We start from the raw sequence: 17395 nt of genomic DNA, 5'->3' as shown, positions 1-17395 counted from the left end.
ATGGATGGTGAAGCAGGGTGGGCGTCTTTTTGCCTTCAATGGATCGGGTAAAGAAAGTGGCCAGTGCCAGAACGGGAGTGAAAAATGGGGATTCCCTCGTAAAAGACACTGGGGTACATGTGCACATATTGAAGTTCATCTGGATGTGGGTCCGTTTGCTGGTTTTCACCCTGTGGCGACGGAAAAGCTCGGGATTGGAGAAAATGAGAAAATTGTTCAACAGATGTGCAGGCTTCTTTGATTTGTGCCGCTTCTTTCTCGAGGAGAAGAAGGATGCGCTCCCATGTTGAAGAAAAAAACAATTCCCAATAAGCTGCCATAAACAAGAGGAATCGGCCTCTGACGAATTCCGGATCACGCTGCAGATCAATTTCGACTGGAAGCGGCTTTTGTACTTGCACGATTTTTTCGCCATGCAATGCAGTGGAACATGCTTCGTGAAAGGTCTCAAGCGGAATATTCAGCAAGTATTCATACATCTCTTCGCTATTCTGAATGTTTTTTGTCTGGTTCGGATGGAAGATCCACGGGATTGTACGAAGAAAAATCGCTGAAAAATAGTGAAAGTCTGCCGACAATTGCTCCTGATCGAACACAGCGAGAGTCTGGTTTACCCATTCCCGATGACGTTCTTCCGTCTGTGAACGGGTAAGGACGAGGAGGCTCGATGCCAATTCAAACAGAGGAGAATAAATGCAAGTGATGTGATTATGCAAAAGATTGTGAGGTGCCAAATTGATCATGGGTACCGCATCCCCTCTTAGCGTATACTTCTTTCATCATACGCAGGAAATTGGGACAAAGACAATATCGAAAAGCGACTACTCGGTAAAACCATTGAGAATACAGGTTTTTTCCACTATTAAAGATCTGGTGATATGAAGTTTGACCACAATTTGACCACATAGAGTCTACTTTTATTGTTGAACAGCTCATCTTTTCAAGACTTCGATTGGAAATTTGGACAAAAATACCGGCGGAGAGAACGGTTGTCGCTGTGTTGTTCGATCGGACCAGATAGTTAGGCAGTGGTTTGAGAAAGGAAGCGGTGGGATACCTTTACCCATTATTTATAGGAGATGTTGCATGAGTAATAAAAAAGTTGCCGAGTTTTCTCGACAACCGGGGTCTTACGTTATAGCGATTTACGTTTGCAAAAATATATCATTAGCGTTGGTGCATCTTTTCCCATTCGGTATATGGCACAATCCCGAGGTCCGGTTGCGGTTCATCCGGTAGCATACTGATAAACTCAAGCGAATTGCCATCCGGGTCCCTAAAGTAAATGCTGACGGCCGGCATCCAGGCATGTACCTCTGGATCTTCGCCTGTACGACTAATGTTACGGAGCGTCATACCAATATCCTTGAGATAGGTCAGTGATTCGCGGAATTGCTCGATATCCACATGCATAGCAAAATGTTGACTCACCCATTTTTCTCGCGGTACCTCCCAGACGCCGAGCATGCTATGTCCCGGCTTGCCAATCCAGAAAAACGCAACTCGTCGCGCTTTTTCGGTATAGGCATGTTGTAGCCCCAGTTTGCAATAAAACTGTATCGCTGTTTCCAGCGATGTTGTAGAGACATGAGTTTCAAACAGACCATTTATCATAATATTCCCTCCCTTTTGCTACTAGAGTAGCAGCAAGGTGGTAGCACAGCTATTGACAATTAGTCGTACGACTGTGCCGAACTCGGGGCCTAGGACCACGAATCGAAATATATCGCTGCTTAAAAGATGAATTTCACACATGTGTTACCGCATACACCGATTTATTATTTAATTGGATTGTATTGTTGATCAAACGAATTAACTAGTCATTGATCACAATAGTTACGGAGGGTACCGGAAACAAAATAAAACCCTGGTAGCCCCCAAGAATTTATTTGACACTATGTAAAACTTAGCTTCTTCATAAGGCATGTATGCAGAATCCATGGCCATTCCCCATGGCCAGATGCTGTATTCAAATGACCCGATTTGGGAAAGGCGATCGTAGGAAAACCTAATTTTAAATAGAGAGTTGAGTCATCGATACTACAATAAGGATCATCAGTTGAAATGACAACCCAGGTACGATCTGCCACACTTTCTAATTGTTGCTGATTTAATGGTACCGGAAAAAAAGTATGGGCGTCAGGGAGTATTTGAGTTGGTGAGGGAGGGGCGACAAGAATCACCTGACTTACCTTTTGGTTTGGATGAGTAGTTGCATAATGTAGCCAGAGAATAGAACCGAGACTGTGCGTAAGAACGATGATTTCATTCTCCGGAGGAATTTTCTCGAAACAAGTTGAGAGCTCTTGCAACCACACATCCTTAACTGGAGAGTCAAAGTCGGAAAAGGTAGGGTAGTGTACATCAAAACCTAGTTCCGCTAGTTGTGCGTGTAACCATGATTGCCAATGTTTAGGACCGCTTCCGCCCAGGCCATGAATAAGAAGAAAACTTGTTTTTTTTATATAAACCCCCTTTTAATAATCCAACTTAATAACTTTCGTAAAACATAAACGGTTTCTTTTTGTGAAATATAAAAATTGAAGGAAGAAACTTCATGTCGTTTAATACAACGGTAATTTGAGGAAAATGAACTTTGTTATCAGATAGCATTTGATTTTTTCCTAAAGAGCCCTATGAGTATGAGACAAATGATATAAAACACAGTAATCAATATAGCGAATATAGGGTACATAACAATGACGAATATCCCAAATAAGGAGTCTTGTTCTGTATAAAAAATATATGCAAGAAAGAGTAATAAAACAAGCCAAATGGCAGAAACGATTTTGTATGCCATACCAATCACTCTTTTCTGTATGTATGAAATTTGATTAATCATGTTTAATTATCAGGGTTTAATAAAAGAAAAAAAGTACCAATAAGAATTGGTACCTCAACTTGAAGATCATTCATTTATTTTCCCTCACCACATGTAAAAAGGGGAAAACATCCTCCTATCGTCACGGGAATGCAAATTAGATATAGGGTTTAGAACAATTGAGCAATTCCCCAAATCAAGAAAATGAAAAACATCACTGCACAAACGATACGGATCATATCGGTACGAAACTCAGAAGGTTCATCGTCGGAATACCATTTATCAATATTGTCCCAGAAAAAACGAGGCTTTAAAGCTAATAATCCAGTAAGTAGTAAGATGAAAAAATATAAAATGAAATCAAAAAATGTATCCATAAACACCCTCCCTTATTAAGGAGTTACGTTTTGACATTGGTAATCGTTTCAAAACTAAGCAGAAGGGGATTAACCAAAGCACACGTTGTCTAAAAGGGGTGAATGATAAGTTTCTTGTTTCGATTGGGGGAGAGGTAAGAACATCCTACCGGGTGGATGATGTTGCTGGGTTTCGTCAAAGACAAGGTTTCATTTGAACGTGATTCAAGTCCGCCTGCACAGGGAATACGATGCATGGATTCAGGTGATACCGTCGTTTTGCGGGACGATTGCAAGATCAAGCGGCTTTGATATAACTCAGCATTACATGTGGAGAACGGAGGAGCGTTATCACGATTGATAAGGAAGCCAATGATCTCCTTGAAATAGCTCACGAACAGTACTGTATGTACGAACGTGTAAGTCTGGGAAGACAATGGCGAGACGGCCGTCAGGGATTAAAAGGGCTTCATTAGATGATTCTACAACGTGTTCAATCCCTAATTCCTCGAGGGTTTGACGGAGGTAACTGGCTTCATCCCAGGTGACGAGGTAGTAAAACGATTTATTCATGTGATCACGCTCCTTGGCACCAGTATCCCATAAAGGGTTGAGACAAAAAAAGGAAATTCTATTAAGAGAGGGGGCATTTGAATCATATTGAGTTATTGTGAAGGGATTTCATCCATTCTTCAATCGTTCGCTTTATCAAATACCTATCAGCTGAGGATAAATCTTTGATTTCTTCCCAACTCCGATCACGTTTAACCTTAACAAGTTGTAAATAATACTCACCTTTCGGATCACTATCTGGATACCAACCTAGATCAATTAACAGATGCTCGTCAGGAATAGAATAGCTTCCTTTTTTCAAATCCATCATTACAATCTGTAATAAATCTTCCGTAAAGAAGGACCAGTTTTTAATGATGTCGTCATCTGGATCCTCTGGCATTTCGGGTAATACATCATAAAAATTGTTGTAAGTAACAGCGAATCCTGCGGGTATCTTTAGTGGCATTAGTTCCAAAGAGTTACACTCCTTATCCCTGTTATCTGATTCAATTGTATAAGTCATCATTACGTTATTGTCATCAAAAACATAAAGTCCTTTCGCTTGGAGTTTGTAAAGAGTAACACCACGCACAAGAGCGTACGGTATTAAGGCGAACGAAGACAAAATTCATTTAGACTTCTTGGCTTCACCATATAATTTATCAATCTTATCATTGATAAAGTGTGAGGCTATAAGGCTTAAAAAATATGTGGTAGCTGGTTCATCGGTTTTTAACCAAGATGCTATAACAAGAAACAATAATATCGACAAACCGAATGTACCTATCAAGTATCCAGTCATTCTTTCGGGCATTATAACTCTCCTTTAAAAATATTTCATTCAGATAAATCACAAATCATGAATGAGATAACGATTAGTTTTTGAGGAGAAAGAGGGATATTAAGGTATCAGTAAGTTAGCTTGCCATTGAGATAAATGTAAAAGAAAAAACGATCCAAGCAAGTATGACTGAACCAATCCATAAATTCGTCTCATAATCAACTTTGTTTACAATTTTTCTAATGATAGTTGTAAAGTTCACAAAAAACCAAATCGCAAGCAATGGGTTAAGGTATAAGGCGGAAACCGCTATGAAAGTATCCAAGAAAAATCACCTCAACCAAATAATACCATACATGAGCAAGATGATTTATCACAACCTATTAATTTTCTCTTTGTTACACAAGAGATCGCTGATTTTCTTAATAAGGTCGTAAAAATCATCAACCTTTTTTCTATCTACAATAGACTTTGGTCGTAAATCACACAAAATGTCTTTACACAAATCATCTGAATTTTTCTATCTCGTCCATTACTTATTACCTCAGCTTTAGTGAAGGGTAAATATTTCGTTATTAAAAAATGGATAGGCCTGGAAAACACTGCGTTAGCAGAAACTCTATCGAAATGTAAACACACAGTAGTTGGCATTTCACACAATGATATTAAGGATAAAGACGAGAAATAATTCAAAACAGTTAAGGGCAGCATGCTATACACATATTAAGCCAACATAAAAATCCCCCGATACGGGGGAAATTAATGTTTCAGGACTGATATTGCATGACGAACTTTATATGCAAATTGTATCGGATCGTCAATTGATTCAAAGTGTATATACATATAAAACCGCGCTGGGCAAATGCCTATTTTCCAAAGCAATAAGTTAAAAAATGGCTTCTTTTGAAAAAGGCGATCTAAATCAATAGAAAAGATGGATGACTGCCTTATGATAATAGAAGAAACTGCACACAAAGAAGTGTTTCGAATCATTCTGTAATGAACGAATACACAGGCGTTCTTGCTGAATTCAGAGGTTTTAATGAATATGGCCCTCCCAACCGAAGTTGGTTGGGGGCTTTTTGTATTACCACGTATTTGACCACGCAATGGCGAAAAAGAGAGGAAATCAATAGAAATACAGATAAATAATCGCACAGAAATTATCGATAAGACAGAAAAGGAAATAGAGTATTACCGATATCATGAAACATAGGATATCAATCTGCAGGTAAGAATAGATGGTTGGCTTGGACGCCAGCCCACAAATAAAGCAGGGTAGACCTGCCACGATGATGACTTGTCTACCCAAAGCTGTTTAGCCCTCTCTGGTCTGAATTTGGCGGGAATGGTTTTCTTGCTTCACTTGTTTGGATCCAGCCATGGGCTGACCGCCTGTTTCAATCGGCTCGAATTCGTTATTGTATACTTGATGCGGATTTTCGACCGTTTCATTAATGCGGTTATCCTTTTTCATCTGATCATCTCCTTCTGGTGTAGTATGTGATCCTTGCTGGCTTCCCATTCGAGGAGGAAAACGCGATTCTCTTGGAACAAGTGATGACTAATGAGGGTAATTATTGGTATCCTAATAGATACTGGAAGGAGTGGAGGAATAGACAATGAAAAAACAGAAAGCATGGATGGCCGTGATGAGCGCCTGTGTGCTCGTGCTTGCAAGCGGCTGTGCATCATCTCCCGAGCAGCCTGCCAAAGAACCAACGGCACAGCAGCCGCAGACACCACCAGCAGGGAAGACTCCTGAAAAAACGGAGCCCAATACGGCACCCAATACGCAAAAACCAACAGAGCAGCCTCAGCCTGCAACGGGTGGGCAGCAGCAGCAGCCAGCCCCGACTCAACCTGAAGCTGGAAAAACGGTGGCCGTCCCGCAAAAGAAGCCGACACCTGCGAATAAAAACAACTTAACCAATGAACTGATCCTGCATCCGTCTATCGTGATCGGAAAAACGACTATGGATGAGATGATTGCGGCGTATGGACAACCCGTCAAGACGGATATAAGACCAACACCGTATAAAGTGCCAGTAGCGGGAGGCTCAAAACCAGTCGAGCAAATCATGGCTTCTTTTCTGGTGAACCCCATAACAGGAGAAAAGTACGACAAGCCATATCCGTTTTACTTTACGAAGGAACGAAAAATATTGGCAGCAGCCCCCGTTTTTTTACTGCGGGACGAGCTGTATGAAAAACAACAAAAAGGAACTGCCACATTTCAGGACCTGATTAACTCCTATGGGAAGGTTACTCGAATCACGAATACCTTTGTCCAATTCATTGATTACGACCATCACATCGCATTGCGTGCTGAAAAAGCGGCCGATGGGAAAATGGTGGCAACGATTACCAAATACGATCTGTTTTACGCAGGGCAGCCTGCCGCTCTGGCAGATTATGAAGAAACGGCGAGACTCGCCCAAAAACTCAATGAAATCATGGGAGAAGACAAAAAGAAAAGGTAGCGTGATCACGGAATCATACACCGGCAGGGAGAGGGGAGTTTGAGGGCATGCCAACACTGATAGCGCCTGTTTTCAATTCGATGACTGACGAGCCCGTAGCGATCCCATTGGGTATCCCTTTTATGCTTGTGTCTGGCGAAGAATGGCTGTATGATGTCACGTCCAGGTACTTGCGAAATGAAATGAATGAAAATCGCTTTTTCTTTGATAAAAAGGTGAGTGCACAAAGCTTGTTCATCGTTGCCAAATATCCCGAGATGAAGGTGACCGATGAAGATCGAACGCTCATTGAAAGCTTTGAGCATAAGCTGAACTTGGCAGCACAAGCCGGTGTATGCTCGATACCGTATGTGATGACCAGAGAAAAGCCGACCCATGGGATCACCTACCTCAAGCGATCGTTGGAAGGCGATCCGATCCATTTTTCCGGAAAGACACGGAATATCTTCGAACGGTTACTTGCCCAGGATGGACAATTTCCTGATTTGGCCTATAACCGGTACATGCTTTCTCTGGAAAAAGAAGGCTGGGAAGACCGTTTGCTGGACTTGTGGATCGCATTGGAGTCGCTGTTTGTTCCTGATGGAAAAAAGGGCGAAATCATGTACAAGCTGCGTTTGCGGATTGCTTATTATTTCGGGCAAAGCTTGGAGGAACGCAAGCGCATATCGGATTTTATCAAACGCTCTTACAATCACCGTTCGGAAATCGTCCATAGCGGCAAGCAGTTAGGGAATGATTTGAAAGAAGAAATCCTGCTGCTGCGCAGTATGGCACGGGCAGCGCTGATTAACATGTATCTGGAGACCATCAGCCAACAGGAGCTTCGCAATCGGCTGGACGAATTGATTCTGTCAGGGGAAAGTTATCGGCAGCGCTATCAGCCTGCGTTTTTTGAAGAAATTTCTCTGTGACGTTCATCAATCTGGGAAAAGAAAAAGCAGTGGCACGCAATGGTGTGCTCACTGCTTTTTTTCTATGCCTATAATACCGCCCATGCATTGGGCAGGTATCTTCCCCGGTAATACGGGCAGGACGTTTTGGTAATGGCTTCCCCTTTATAAAGCATCATGGAGCTTGAACCTCCGTCCATCGCCATCGCATTGACGACTCCCTTTTGCTCCAGCAGATTCGCCAGGTCGGTCATGCTTGCTCCGATGGAATGGCCGGGCTGCCTGCCATCGATGACCACAAAGACAATGGTGCCGTCCGCTTTTTGACCGATTGCCGTACGGGGCTGAATGCCCCAGCTTTGAGCAGGACGATCCGTGAACAAATTTTTCCCATTCACAATGAGCTGTGGGCGAAAGCTCATCGCATCGCGGACACCCATATCGATTAATTGCTGAGCGGAATAGCTGCCGGTGATCAGCTTTCCATCATACGTGATGGCAAGTGCCGTATCGCCGCCCTTTGGATTGTAGTTTTGCAGAATCCGCCCGTCCGAAATCACAAGTCCAAAAGCCTGCTTTCCTTTTCCGTACCCATCCGGGTCATAAAAGCCGCTGGCGTTTACGATCCCGAGAGCTTGATGCTTCTTGGTAAATTCGTCAAGCAAATCGCCGCGATCCTTTCGTTGTGTGGTGACGAGGTGGACACGGTTGGGGTCAGAGATATACATGATTTTCCCTTTGAAGTTGTAGCTTCCTTTATCCACGCTGATTTCTTCGATGGTGATCAGCTCGCGCGGTTTTTCGGGCAACGTGGCAGGCTCAGGGGCAGGCTTCGCCACTGTCGGCTGTGAATTGACGATGACAGGCTGCTTGATTTCCTGCTTAAGCTTGTCCATCCTGTCTTCCGGCAAGAAGGTGTAAGGAGCCCAGTAATCGTGTTGTGTCGTCAGGAGGGTTCCTGCGGCCCATTCCCGCAGTTCCAGCCCTTTATCGGTGCCAAAAAGGAAGATGCCACCGCCGATTGCCATTATAAACAGCCACATAACGGAGAAAAAGAGAAAGCGCTTGACGAAGCGCAGTGGGCTGCGGCGTTTCCGCTTTCGTATCATCTTTTTTTGCTTTTCCATACGAGATAAGGTTTGCATATGTTCCCCACCATTTTCTATCTTGATTCCATTACATATGACGAATGGGGGGACAAAAAGTTTCGAAAAGGAGAGAGACGCGTCTGTTTTTGCATACGGGCATGAGATGGGAGCGGAAGGGAACAATACTGGCAGGAGGTGAGGATAGTGCGCGGCTATGATAAAGAATTTCAAAACCAGGTAGAGGAATATGCGAAAAATCCACCGGGGACGCGGAATCAGCGCACGGAGAAAGATCGTCATGACAAGATGGAAAAACGGGAAACCCGTCTGGACAGCAATAACCGCTAACGATTCGATTTGGAAATAGGCGAGGTCCCGCGCGGATTTCGCCTCTTTCAATCATAGGGAAAACATGGTAAGCTATCCCGTACGAGTGTTGTTAGAGGAGGAAATACGTGGTGACTTCGTTTGCATCATTGGAAATTGCAGAACCATTGGTCGAATTGATTAAGCAAAGAAAGATAGATAGTCCGACACCAGTACAGGCAGAGGCCATTCCTGCGATGATGGCGGGGAAGGATTTGCTGGCGCAGTCGCCGACTGGCTCGGGCAAAACCTTAGCATACTTGCTTCCATTGTGCTCTCGGCTGGACAAAGACAATAAAGAAATACAGGGGCTGATCCTGGCACCGACGCATGAATTAGTGATGCAGATCTTTAGAGAAGCAGAGCAACTGTTGGCAGCCCTGGACATGCACGCAGTCGCGCTGATCGGCGGTGTGGATGCGAAGAGACAGCTGGACAAGCTGAAAACGAGACCAGCCGTCGTGGTGGCGACTCCGGGCCGTTTGAAAGAGTTGTTGGATCAGCGAAAAGTAAAGGTACATATGGTGAAAATGGTTGTGGTCGATGAAGCGGACCGTATGCTGGATGAAGGGTTTGCTGCACCGGTGCGGGAGATCATGAAGCGCACCATGCGGGATACGCAGCGCGTCTTTTTCTCCGCCACGCTTCCGGATGCAGTCATGAAGATGACACAGCCCTTCGTACAGGATCCGGTGATGATCCGTGCACAAGCGCCTGAAAGCGAGATGGGGGTCAATCATATTGTGCTGGTTACCGAGGGCCGCAAAAAAGTGGATACCTTACGCAGGCTGCTTCGCTTGGTCAATGCCCGTTCGTCCATTGTATTTGTGAATACATTGGAGAAGGTGGATGAAATCGTTGACAAGCTGAAGTTTCATCATCTGGACTGCCGGCTTTTGCATCGCGATGCCAGCAAAGAAGAGCGGGCATTGACCCTGCAAAAATTCCGCAGCGGAGAGGTTCCGGTGCTGATCGCGACGGATGTGGCCGCACGGGGGATCGATATTCCGGGGATCGAATGCGTGGTTCATTTCGATCCGGCGACAGATGCTGATGCGTATATTCACCGCAGCGGGCGTACGGGAAGGATGGGGGCAGCAGGTCTCGTTTTTTCGATTATTACGCCGCAAGAGCGCTTCATTGTAGAGAAATTCTCCAAAAAAACAGGTATTCCCATCGAAGAAAAGGAAATGGCTTTTGGCGGTTTGATCAATCCGGGTGAGAGAGTGGGACGTCCGCAGACAAATCGCAGCGGACAGACTCGCAATGGAAATGGTGCCGCTAAGTCAAAAGCGAAGGTAAAGCGTCCCAAGCGTTGATCGTGGAGAGGGATACATAAGATAGACGGCTTCGGAACAAAGTAGAAGAAGAGTCAACTTCATCCCCACTTCGAATCGACACAGGAGGGTTTCATGCGCAGAGATCGTCTAGATGAAGAAGAACTGTTGGTTAATGGAAGTGTCGGCGGACAATCATTGTCCAAGCAAGAACGCCAGACTTTGAAGGGCGAAGCGGAAGAAATCAATCAGATGATGGAAAAAGCCAAGAATAAACCGATAAAAGAGTAAACGAAAGAAGCAGTCCATCTGGCCTATTGGCTAGTGTGACTGCTCTTTTCTTTCTCCAATAAGGAGCGGGCTTCCGCGAGAAATTCTTCGACATTCGCGTACGGTGGGTCAAGCTGGAGCAGCCGTCTGAGAATGCTGCGCAGTTCCCCAGGAATCGACAGTTCTTCTTCCCACGAACGCTCCTCCTGATCAGGGGATGCTTCATAAGTCGAGTAAAGCAAAAACAGCAGGAAGTGACCGAGTGCATACAAGTCACTGGCAGGCTCTACCCTCCGCTTGATTTGCTTTTCCAGCGGGTAATTGTCCACAGTGTCGCTTTCGTACGTAGCTGGGTCTCCTAAAAAACGAGCTAATCCAAAATCAATCAGATACGGTTTTCCTTCCCGCAGGATCACATTGGGAATCCGGACATCCCGGTGAATGATTCCCCGTTGATGGAGATGCAAAACGATTTCAGCGATCTCCATGACGAGCTGAAGCGCTTTGAGCTGGGGATATTCACGATGGTTTTCGAAAAGCAAATCTTCCACTGTACTTCCTGTCATGTAGGTCATGACTAAAAAGTAGTGGCCGCTTTGCTCAAATTGTTCTTTCACCTGGGGTATGCGCGGATGGGATAACGAACGAAGCACCTGGGCCTCGTAATGCTGCATGGCAGGGCCTTTTGGATGCCGACGCAGGCTGGGCTTCACCTGTTTCAATACGTACAGCTCTCCTGTTGCTTCTTCGACCGCGAGATAGGCAATCCCGTAGCTGCCCAATCCGAGGATCGATGTGATCCGATAGGAACCGAGCCTCGTCCCAACTGGCAAAGGCCGATCCGTCCATACCCGGTGAAACCATGCTTTCCATTTTTGCCAGAGCAACTGGCTTCACTCCTGTCTCTAGGCAGCTTTTTGGAACCATAAACATTATAGCAGGATACGGCATCGTCTGATATAATCAGAAGGTTCAATCTGGACGAGGAGTAGAGAAGAAATGAAGTTTTCCGTCGATTGGCTGGTCTTTTATGTAATGGAACCGGATCAAGGGGAGCAAGGAGCAAAGCAGATTCGCTTGACCAAGGCTCTTTCCCATGAAGAATATCAGGATAGTGAATTGAAAGTTTTTTTAGATAGTGAGTTTGCCAAAATTGCCAAACGTAAAGTCGAAGCCAATCCGAAGTCGGAGGGAAGTCCGACCAAGCTGGGGCAATTTGTCGTAGCGGAAGGGCATGGCGTGGAGACAAATCCAAACTACGTGCTGTTGCACAAATTGCTGGCTGCCGAAGAAAAAAACAAGGCAAAAGAGGTAGGCCAGGAGATTCTCCAGATGTATCTGCGCACCGCGCAAGTGCGAAGCGGGGTATTGATCCTTGTCAAAGCAAAGCTGGAGCGCTTTGACGATCATTTCCTTTTCCTGCTGAAATGCGACTTTGAACAAAAAACCGCGGTCATTACCGATGAACGCACATTGATCTCCAATGTTCAGATGGCGATCAATGCCAAGAACATGAAGGCGATTCTGTATCCCCACCTGATCGAGCCGGGGATGGTCGATTGGTACCAAGTAAAGATCCATCAATTTTCTCATGCCCGCTATTTTGAGGAATTTCTCAAATTTATTGAATATCCGCAAACCGTCACGGACATCGTCTCCCAGGAAGTGGTATCTCTTGCCAGACAGCATATCGAAATCATGTATCCCGAGCCCGAGCATGCGGAAGTACGGATGCGGGAGGAAGAAGCGATCGAATTGATGGCGGCAAGTCCCAAGCGAGAGCTGGCGGAACGCTGGGAGCACGAGACCGTCATGGAAGCCATGCATATCATCACGGACAGGCAGCCAGAAGTCGAAATGAGATTCAAGCTGGATTACATGCAAGTCAAAGCGTTGCTCGCAGATTACGGCACCAAGGTTCACATCGCGAAGGCAAATGATCGCTATTTGATCCTGCTGGAAGGAGAGAGCCTGCAATTTGAGAGAGGGATATCCCCTATTGAATTCCTGAAGCCAAGGTCATTGAAGGAAATCGTGCAGGAGATCGAGCGGCGGAGTATGGATGCGCCTCAAGCGAACCATAATGATGATGATTTACCGCCTTGGTAAGAGGCGAAAGACAAACCTTGATGGGGGGAGCATGCATGACAGCAAGCGAGTCGAACCGTATTCGTGAATCGTTAAAGCGTCGAGCATGGGAATTGCTGACCCGCGAGCTGCCTTCAGGCTGGGAGTGCACGGTGGAGGGCGAAGGATTGGTTCTCATTCATCAAGCAGGGGACCGAAATATCCGCAAACCAGTTTCGCTCGAAGCTTTGTATGCTCGTGTGGAGCAATATCCGGAGCAGAGAAAGGAAGCAATTTATACGGTTGTCAAACGGATTTTGGCAAGCGTCCATGGCTACATGACCGATCGCAAATTGCAGGGGAAGGAATCTGCCATCTACCCGGTACTGCGGCATCATTCATTTATCAGCCATGCAGGGGAAGGGTCAACGTATGTATTTCGGCCGCATACATCGGAAACCGTGATTGTCTACGCACTCGACCAACCGCATGGATACTCGATTATTGAGTTGTCCATGCTAGAGGAAGCGGGCTGGAGTCCAGAACTGCTGCATGAGTACGCCATGGAAAATTTGCGCAAACTGGAGGTTCCTGTCCGCACTCAGCAAGTCGGAGAGCATTTTATCCATTTTATCAACCCAGCTGATGGCTATGCAGCGAGTCGGGTTCTGCTGGATTCGATGCTTGACCGATACGATGCAGAAAAACGCGGCCGGATGCTTGGAGTCGCCATCCCCCATCAGGATGTGCTGATTTTGGCCGATCTGGCGGATGATCAGGGGGCGCAGCTGTTAGCGCGGCTTACCTATGATTTTGCCAGAAAGGGGCCTGTCCCGATTACACCGATCCCGTTTCTGTATGAAAACGGAGAGCTGGTCTCTTATCTCGTGATTCACAATGAGACCGGAAAGGAGCAAGAATAATGCTGACCAAACCGGAAAAAGAGCTGCTGGAAGATTTGATGGATGAGCTCTATGAGGATTTTGAGACGTACCAAAAGACATTGAAGCCGGGAGAGCAGATGAATGTCACCTATGAGCTTTTCCTGAGCATCGTGAAAAAGCTTGGCCTGCGTGAGCCAAGACAGCAAGCGCCGCGGCAAGCTTCGTCTGGAAAGCCTCAGGCAAAAGAACAGCGGAAGCCTGGGCCTATGAATATGAAACCGAGCATCCGAACAAAACCAAACGCCTCAACCAAACGTCCACCTTCCAAATAATCGATTGCGTCGAATTGCGGGCTGCCTGATGGATAACATCAACTCCAGATCGCTGCCCGCAGTAGGAGCAATTGCCCGCACACTTTCGCAGCAATGAGAAAACTTCCATAGACGTCCGCTCAAAGAAGTTATCAAGTCCTTCTTTCGGGAAGTTTCTGACAAAGTAAAAAAAGCTTCTATAATATACAGAAGCTTTTACCCAATCATCTCGAGAACCATCAAGGTTGTCAAAAGTCTTTCCTTGGCTTCTTCCCACGTTTTTCCAACCTTAACAATGCGCTCGGATTGGTACTCGGTCTCGGCGATAAACACACCATTACGTTCGTAAATTTCCATGATCAACCTTCCTTCCCGTTGTAACCTTTCACACATTGTATGCGTTCATTCCGAAAAAGATGCATACAAAATGTGTTTCGATGGAAGGAAGGGCCTTAAGATCACGATTAGGAAATCCGCTGCAGGAATAAAGACAGGATCCCGGCTGCAATAAGCGGACCAACCGGTACACCGCGCAAAAACGTCACTCCAATGATTGTCCCGACGAGCAGCCCGGTCACGATCAATGGATTGGCTGTCAGCAAATGGGCTCCACGTCCCCCGAGATAGGCCACAAAGATTCCAACGGCTATTGCGAGGAGTGCTTTCCAGTCGGTGAAGGACTTGCCAATCATCTCCGGTGTAATTTTTCCGCTGGCAACAGGGGCAAGAACACCAATCGTCAGAATGATGATACCGATTTGCAGGCCATATCGTTCCAAATAGACAAAGGACTTGTCAACATGGATCAGACGCAGCAGCAGTAAAACGGCGACTGAGATCGAAATGGAGGAATTGTTGCCGATGATCCCGAGAGTAAGAAACAGCAGCAAGATCAGATTGGTGATGTCCATTACTCTTCCAGCATCCCCACAGGATAGCCAACCGCTTCGTCACTGCCGGGAAAGCGTCCCCAAGCAAATACACCATTAAAGTAGTCGATGGTGAACGGCAGGTCGAAGCCATGCAGACGATAGGTTTTCCCGACAAAAAACGGCTCCGTTCCGATGAAGTAGGATTTGGCCATAAAAAATTTCTGTTCCAGGATTTGATATTGGGTATGATTGCCGCTTTGCTTGCTTTCTTCCATAAGCTTTCGCAGACGCTCCATTTCTTCCTGAAGCTCGGCCAAGGTCATTTGACTAAGTAAACGCATATGTGTATCCCTCCTTGTGCACATCCTATTGTATCAGGAAAAAGGGTTCAGTGCGATTGATCGCGAAACTAACAGGGAATGGAAGCACAGGAGGGATGAAGATGAACAATCGATTCGACTTGCACGGAAAAACCGCGATCGTCACAGGAGCGGGCAGAGGGATTGGGAAAGCACTTGCGCTGGGGCTGGCCGAAGCAGGGGCAAATATTGCAGCTGTAGCGCGGACTGCCGCCGATGTGGAGCAGACCGTGGCAGAAGCAAGAGAAAAAGGAGTGCGTGCTTGTACGATTCAGGCTGACCTGACAGCGACAGGTGCTGCGGATGCAATCGTTCAGGAAACGGTCGAACAACTCGGCGGGCTGCATATTTTGGTCAACAATGCGGGCATGAACATACGGAGCAAAGCGCTGGACGTGACCGAAGAGGAGTGGGACCGAGTCGTTGATCTTGATTTGAAGGCAACGTTCTTCATGACTCAGGCAGCCGGACGTTACATGGTAGAGCAGCGCTACGGAAGAATCGTCAATATCGCATCCGTCGGCGGGCTGGTAGCACTGCGCACAGGCGTAGCCTATGGGGCAAGCAAGGCAGGCGTCATCCATATGACCCGTGTCTTGTCCTTGGAATGGAGCAAATTCGGCGTATGCATTAATACCATCGCTCCATGGTATTTCCGGACGCCGTTGACAGAAAAGCTGCTGGAGGATCCTCAATATGTAGCAGAGATTTTGCGTCAGACTCCAATGGAGAGGATTGGCGAACTGGAAGACTTGATCGGGCCGACTGTTTTTTTGTCCTCGGATGCTGCCGCGTACATAACAGGCCAGACCATTGCGGTCGACGGCGGGATGTCCGTTTACGGATTTTAGCATGATCACATAAAAAAAAGAGACCTTCCCGAAAAGGAAGGTCCAAGTATTGGGGGCGTTCTGAGAAGGCAGATGCTCCGTACAGACCAATGCTTCCGCTCTCACCCGGAAGTACCAGTCCCAGCGTTTCAAGCACGGTAGGCATACTTACATCGAAAGACCTAAGCATGCTTACCGCCTCGAAGGAACCGCAGCGGCACATCTGCTTCTCAAAACGTTGAAATGTGCTTACAGGAATTATCCTACCAAGGAAATGTGAAATGGGAATAAAATAAAAATAAAGTTCAATCAAACAATATTTATTTTCCTTAATCGCTTATTTGGCGAAGATATGATTGCCGATGACAACCGCTTGTGGCCGTGACCAGATCCAGCTTGATGTTGCCAGCTCGGGATTGAAAAAATAGAGGCCGCCATTCGTCGGATCTTTGCCGCTTAACGCCTCCAGCACAGCTTTTTTTGTTTCCTCGTTGGTTTCAGCCGGCAGCTTTCCGTCTTTTACGACACTAAAGGCACCTGACTCCAGGATGACTCCGCTTACCGTAGTTGGAAATTGAGGGGAGTGCAGTCGATTCAGAACGACAGCCGCAATGGCCACCTTGCCCTCATAGGGTTCACCTTTCCCCTCTGCATAGACGAGACGGGCCAGCATGTCCAGCTCTTTCGCGGAAATACGCTGCTTTTGCAAGGCGCTAATCGTCTTGCTATCCAATTTTCCTGTCGGGGCAAGGCTACTCAACCTTTGGAAGGCACGGATAGCCGCGATCGTTTCAGGATCAGCAACGCCATCGATTTGTCCAGTAAACAGACCCAATACATACAAATCCTGCTGGAGCTTCCACACATCGATCCCTTGGCTGCCTTGCTTCAACATTTGCGGTGCCATGGCGGAAGTAGGCGTGATCAGGAACAAGAATGAGATAATCAAGAATACGGATATATGAATCACTCGCAAGCGAGTAAGTTTATAAAAAGACATGAATGTAATCCTCCTTTTCGCATCGTAATGATCGGATAATTGGTGCGATCGGGTCAGGTGCAAGTCTAACGTGCCTGCTCTCAAAAAACAACCGGTAATGATTGCTAAAAAGAAAAACACAGCCTATACAAACGGCTGTGTTTCAGACTGACGAGAAACCCCATATTTTACTGGGGTTTTTC

22 protein-coding genes are annotated in these 17395 nt (G+C 46.2%); 9 read left to right on the top strand and 13 right to left on the bottom strand.

The window, feature by feature from the left end; translation table 11 throughout:
• Nucleotides 1–35: 35 nt before the first annotated feature.
• From EIZ37_RS20770 to EIZ37_RS20730, 7 genes are all read right to left on the bottom strand, one after another.
• On the bottom strand, nucleotides 36–743 hold the full coding sequence (locus EIZ37_RS20770) for a hypothetical protein (RefSeq protein WP_134686693.1): 708 nt from the start codon (nucleotides 741–743) through the stop codon (nucleotides 36–38).
• 424 nt (nucleotides 744–1167) lie between these two features.
• The gene (locus EIZ37_RS20765; RefSeq protein WP_134686692.1) at nucleotides 1168–1614 is read right to left on the bottom strand and encodes a VOC family protein; all 447 of its coding nucleotides are present in this window, start codon (nucleotides 1612–1614) and stop codon (nucleotides 1168–1170) included.
• Between the two features lie 281 nt (nucleotides 1615–1895).
• Complete coding sequence (locus EIZ37_RS26780; protein ID WP_407921163.1) at nucleotides 1896–2441, bottom strand: RBBP9/YdeN family alpha/beta hydrolase; 546 nt, start codon at nucleotides 2439–2441, stop codon at nucleotides 1896–1898.
• A 550-nt stretch (nucleotides 2442–2991) separates the two neighbouring features.
• A complete protein-coding gene (locus EIZ37_RS20755; protein WP_134686691.1) occupies nucleotides 2992–3198 on the bottom strand; it encodes a DUF6199 family natural product biosynthesis protein in 207 nt (68 codons plus the stop codon).
• Between the two features lie 330 nt (nucleotides 3199–3528).
• Complete coding sequence (locus tag EIZ37_RS20750) at nucleotides 3529–3750, bottom strand: hypothetical protein (protein WP_134686690.1); 222 nt, start codon at nucleotides 3748–3750, stop codon at nucleotides 3529–3531.
• An 82-nt stretch (nucleotides 3751–3832) separates the two neighbouring features.
• A complete protein-coding gene (locus EIZ37_RS20745) occupies nucleotides 3833–4198 on the bottom strand; it encodes a hypothetical protein (protein ID WP_235828143.1) in 366 nt (121 codons plus the stop codon).
• Between the two features lie 1633 nt (nucleotides 4199–5831).
• A complete protein-coding gene (locus tag EIZ37_RS20730) occupies nucleotides 5832–5990 on the bottom strand; it encodes a small acid-soluble spore protein P (protein ID WP_134686686.1) in 159 nt (52 codons plus the stop codon).
• A 145-nt stretch (nucleotides 5991–6135) separates the two neighbouring features.
• On the opposite strand from EIZ37_RS20730, the gene EIZ37_RS20725 reads away from it, so the two are divergent.
• The gene (locus tag EIZ37_RS20725; RefSeq protein ID WP_134686685.1) at nucleotides 6136–6996 is read left to right on the top strand and encodes a hypothetical protein; all 861 of its coding nucleotides are present in this window, start codon (nucleotides 6136–6138) and stop codon (nucleotides 6994–6996) included.
• 47 nt (nucleotides 6997–7043) lie between these two features.
• Entirely contained in the window at nucleotides 7044–7910 is an 867-nt protein-coding gene (locus EIZ37_RS20720) for a HEPN domain-containing protein (RefSeq protein ID WP_134686684.1), read from the top strand.
• A 68-nt stretch (nucleotides 7911–7978) separates the two neighbouring features.
• On the opposite strand, the gene EIZ37_RS20715 is transcribed toward EIZ37_RS20720, so the two are convergent.
• The gene (locus EIZ37_RS20715) at nucleotides 7979–9034 is read right to left on the bottom strand and encodes a phosphodiester glycosidase family protein (RefSeq protein ID WP_134686683.1); all 1056 of its coding nucleotides are present in this window, start codon (nucleotides 9032–9034) and stop codon (nucleotides 7979–7981) included.
• 147 nt (nucleotides 9035–9181) lie between these two features.
• On the opposite strand from EIZ37_RS20715, the gene EIZ37_RS26110 reads away from it, so the two are divergent.
• The 3 genes from EIZ37_RS26110 (at nucleotide 9182) to EIZ37_RS26105 (ending at nucleotide 10911) form a co-directional block, all read left to right on the top strand.
• Entirely contained in the window at nucleotides 9182–9325 is a 144-nt protein-coding gene (locus EIZ37_RS26110) for a hypothetical protein (protein WP_167569064.1), read from the top strand.
• A gap of 107 nt (nucleotides 9326–9432) precedes the next feature.
• The gene (locus EIZ37_RS20710) at nucleotides 9433–10662 is read left to right on the top strand and encodes a DEAD/DEAH box helicase (RefSeq protein ID WP_134686682.1); all 1230 of its coding nucleotides are present in this window, start codon (nucleotides 9433–9435) and stop codon (nucleotides 10660–10662) included.
• Nucleotides 10663–10755: 93 nt separating this feature from the next.
• Nucleotides 10756–10911 (top strand): hypothetical protein, encoded by a 156-nt coding sequence (locus tag EIZ37_RS26105; RefSeq protein ID WP_167569061.1) that lies wholly within the window; start codon nucleotides 10756–10758, stop codon nucleotides 10909–10911.
• Between the two features lie 23 nt (nucleotides 10912–10934).
• Here the strand turns inward: EIZ37_RS26105 and EIZ37_RS20705 are convergent, their stop codons facing one another.
• Entirely contained in the window at nucleotides 10935–11777 is an 843-nt protein-coding gene (locus EIZ37_RS20705; protein WP_134686681.1) for a serine/threonine protein kinase, read from the bottom strand.
• Between the two features lie 112 nt (nucleotides 11778–11889).
• Between EIZ37_RS20705 and EIZ37_RS20700 the strand changes: the two genes are divergently transcribed.
• The 3 genes from EIZ37_RS20700 to EIZ37_RS20690 are packed head-to-tail and all read left to right on the top strand — an operon-like array spanning nucleotide 11890 to nucleotide 14173.
• Nucleotides 11890–12999 (top strand): DUF3900 domain-containing protein, encoded by a 1110-nt coding sequence (locus EIZ37_RS20700; protein WP_134686680.1) that lies wholly within the window; start codon nucleotides 11890–11892, stop codon nucleotides 12997–12999.
• Between the two features lie 35 nt (nucleotides 13000–13034).
• Entirely contained in the window at nucleotides 13035–13880 is an 846-nt protein-coding gene (locus EIZ37_RS20695; protein WP_134686679.1) for a DUF1444 family protein, read from the top strand.
• Nucleotides 13880–14173, top strand: a complete 294-nt coding sequence (locus tag EIZ37_RS20690; protein ID WP_134686678.1) for a hypothetical protein — start codon at nucleotides 13880–13882, stop codon at nucleotides 14171–14173. Before EIZ37_RS20695 ends, EIZ37_RS20690 begins: the two co-directional genes overlap by 1 nt.
• Nucleotides 14174–14368: 195 nt before the next feature.
• Here EIZ37_RS20690 and EIZ37_RS26100 read toward each other — a convergent pair whose 3' ends face one another.
• The 3 genes from EIZ37_RS26100 to EIZ37_RS20680 all read right to left on the bottom strand — a co-directional run bounded on the left by EIZ37_RS26100 (nucleotide 14369) and on the right by EIZ37_RS20680 (nucleotide 15365).
• A complete protein-coding gene (locus tag EIZ37_RS26100; protein ID WP_167569058.1) occupies nucleotides 14369–14509 on the bottom strand; it encodes a hypothetical protein in 141 nt (46 codons plus the stop codon).
• Between the two features lie 107 nt (nucleotides 14510–14616).
• Nucleotides 14617–15063 carry a DUF441 domain-containing protein gene (locus tag EIZ37_RS20685; protein ID WP_134686677.1) on the bottom strand — a complete coding sequence of 149 codons (447 nt, stop codon included), beginning with the start codon at nucleotides 15061–15063 and terminating at the stop codon, nucleotides 14617–14619.
• Nucleotides 15063–15365 carry a DUF1811 family protein gene (locus EIZ37_RS20680; protein ID WP_134686676.1) on the bottom strand — a complete coding sequence of 101 codons (303 nt, stop codon included), beginning with the start codon at nucleotides 15363–15365 and terminating at the stop codon, nucleotides 15063–15065. The genes EIZ37_RS20685 and EIZ37_RS20680 overlap by 1 nt, the downstream gene beginning before the upstream one ends.
• A 101-nt stretch (nucleotides 15366–15466) precedes the next feature.
• On the opposite strand from EIZ37_RS20680, the gene EIZ37_RS20675 reads away from it, so the two are divergent.
• Entirely contained in the window at nucleotides 15467–16234 is a 768-nt protein-coding gene (locus tag EIZ37_RS20675; RefSeq protein WP_407921162.1) for an SDR family NAD(P)-dependent oxidoreductase, read from the top strand.
• Nucleotides 16235–16550: 316 nt separating this feature from the next.
• Here the strand turns inward: EIZ37_RS20675 and EIZ37_RS20670 are convergent, their stop codons facing one another.
• Nucleotides 16551–17213 carry a cell wall hydrolase gene (locus EIZ37_RS20670; protein ID WP_134686674.1) on the bottom strand — a complete coding sequence of 221 codons (663 nt, stop codon included), beginning with the start codon at nucleotides 17211–17213 and terminating at the stop codon, nucleotides 16551–16553.
• Between the last annotated feature and the right edge of the window lie 182 nt (nucleotides 17214–17395).

Origin of the sequence: Brevibacillus migulae, from assembly GCF_004521915.1 — a bacterium.
Classification (GTDB): Bacteria; Bacillota; Bacilli; order Brevibacillales; family Brevibacillaceae; genus Brevibacillus_F; species Brevibacillus_F migulae.
The sequence above is the reverse complement of the archived record's forward strand: the minus strand, read 5'-3'. Positions and strand labels throughout refer to the sequence as shown.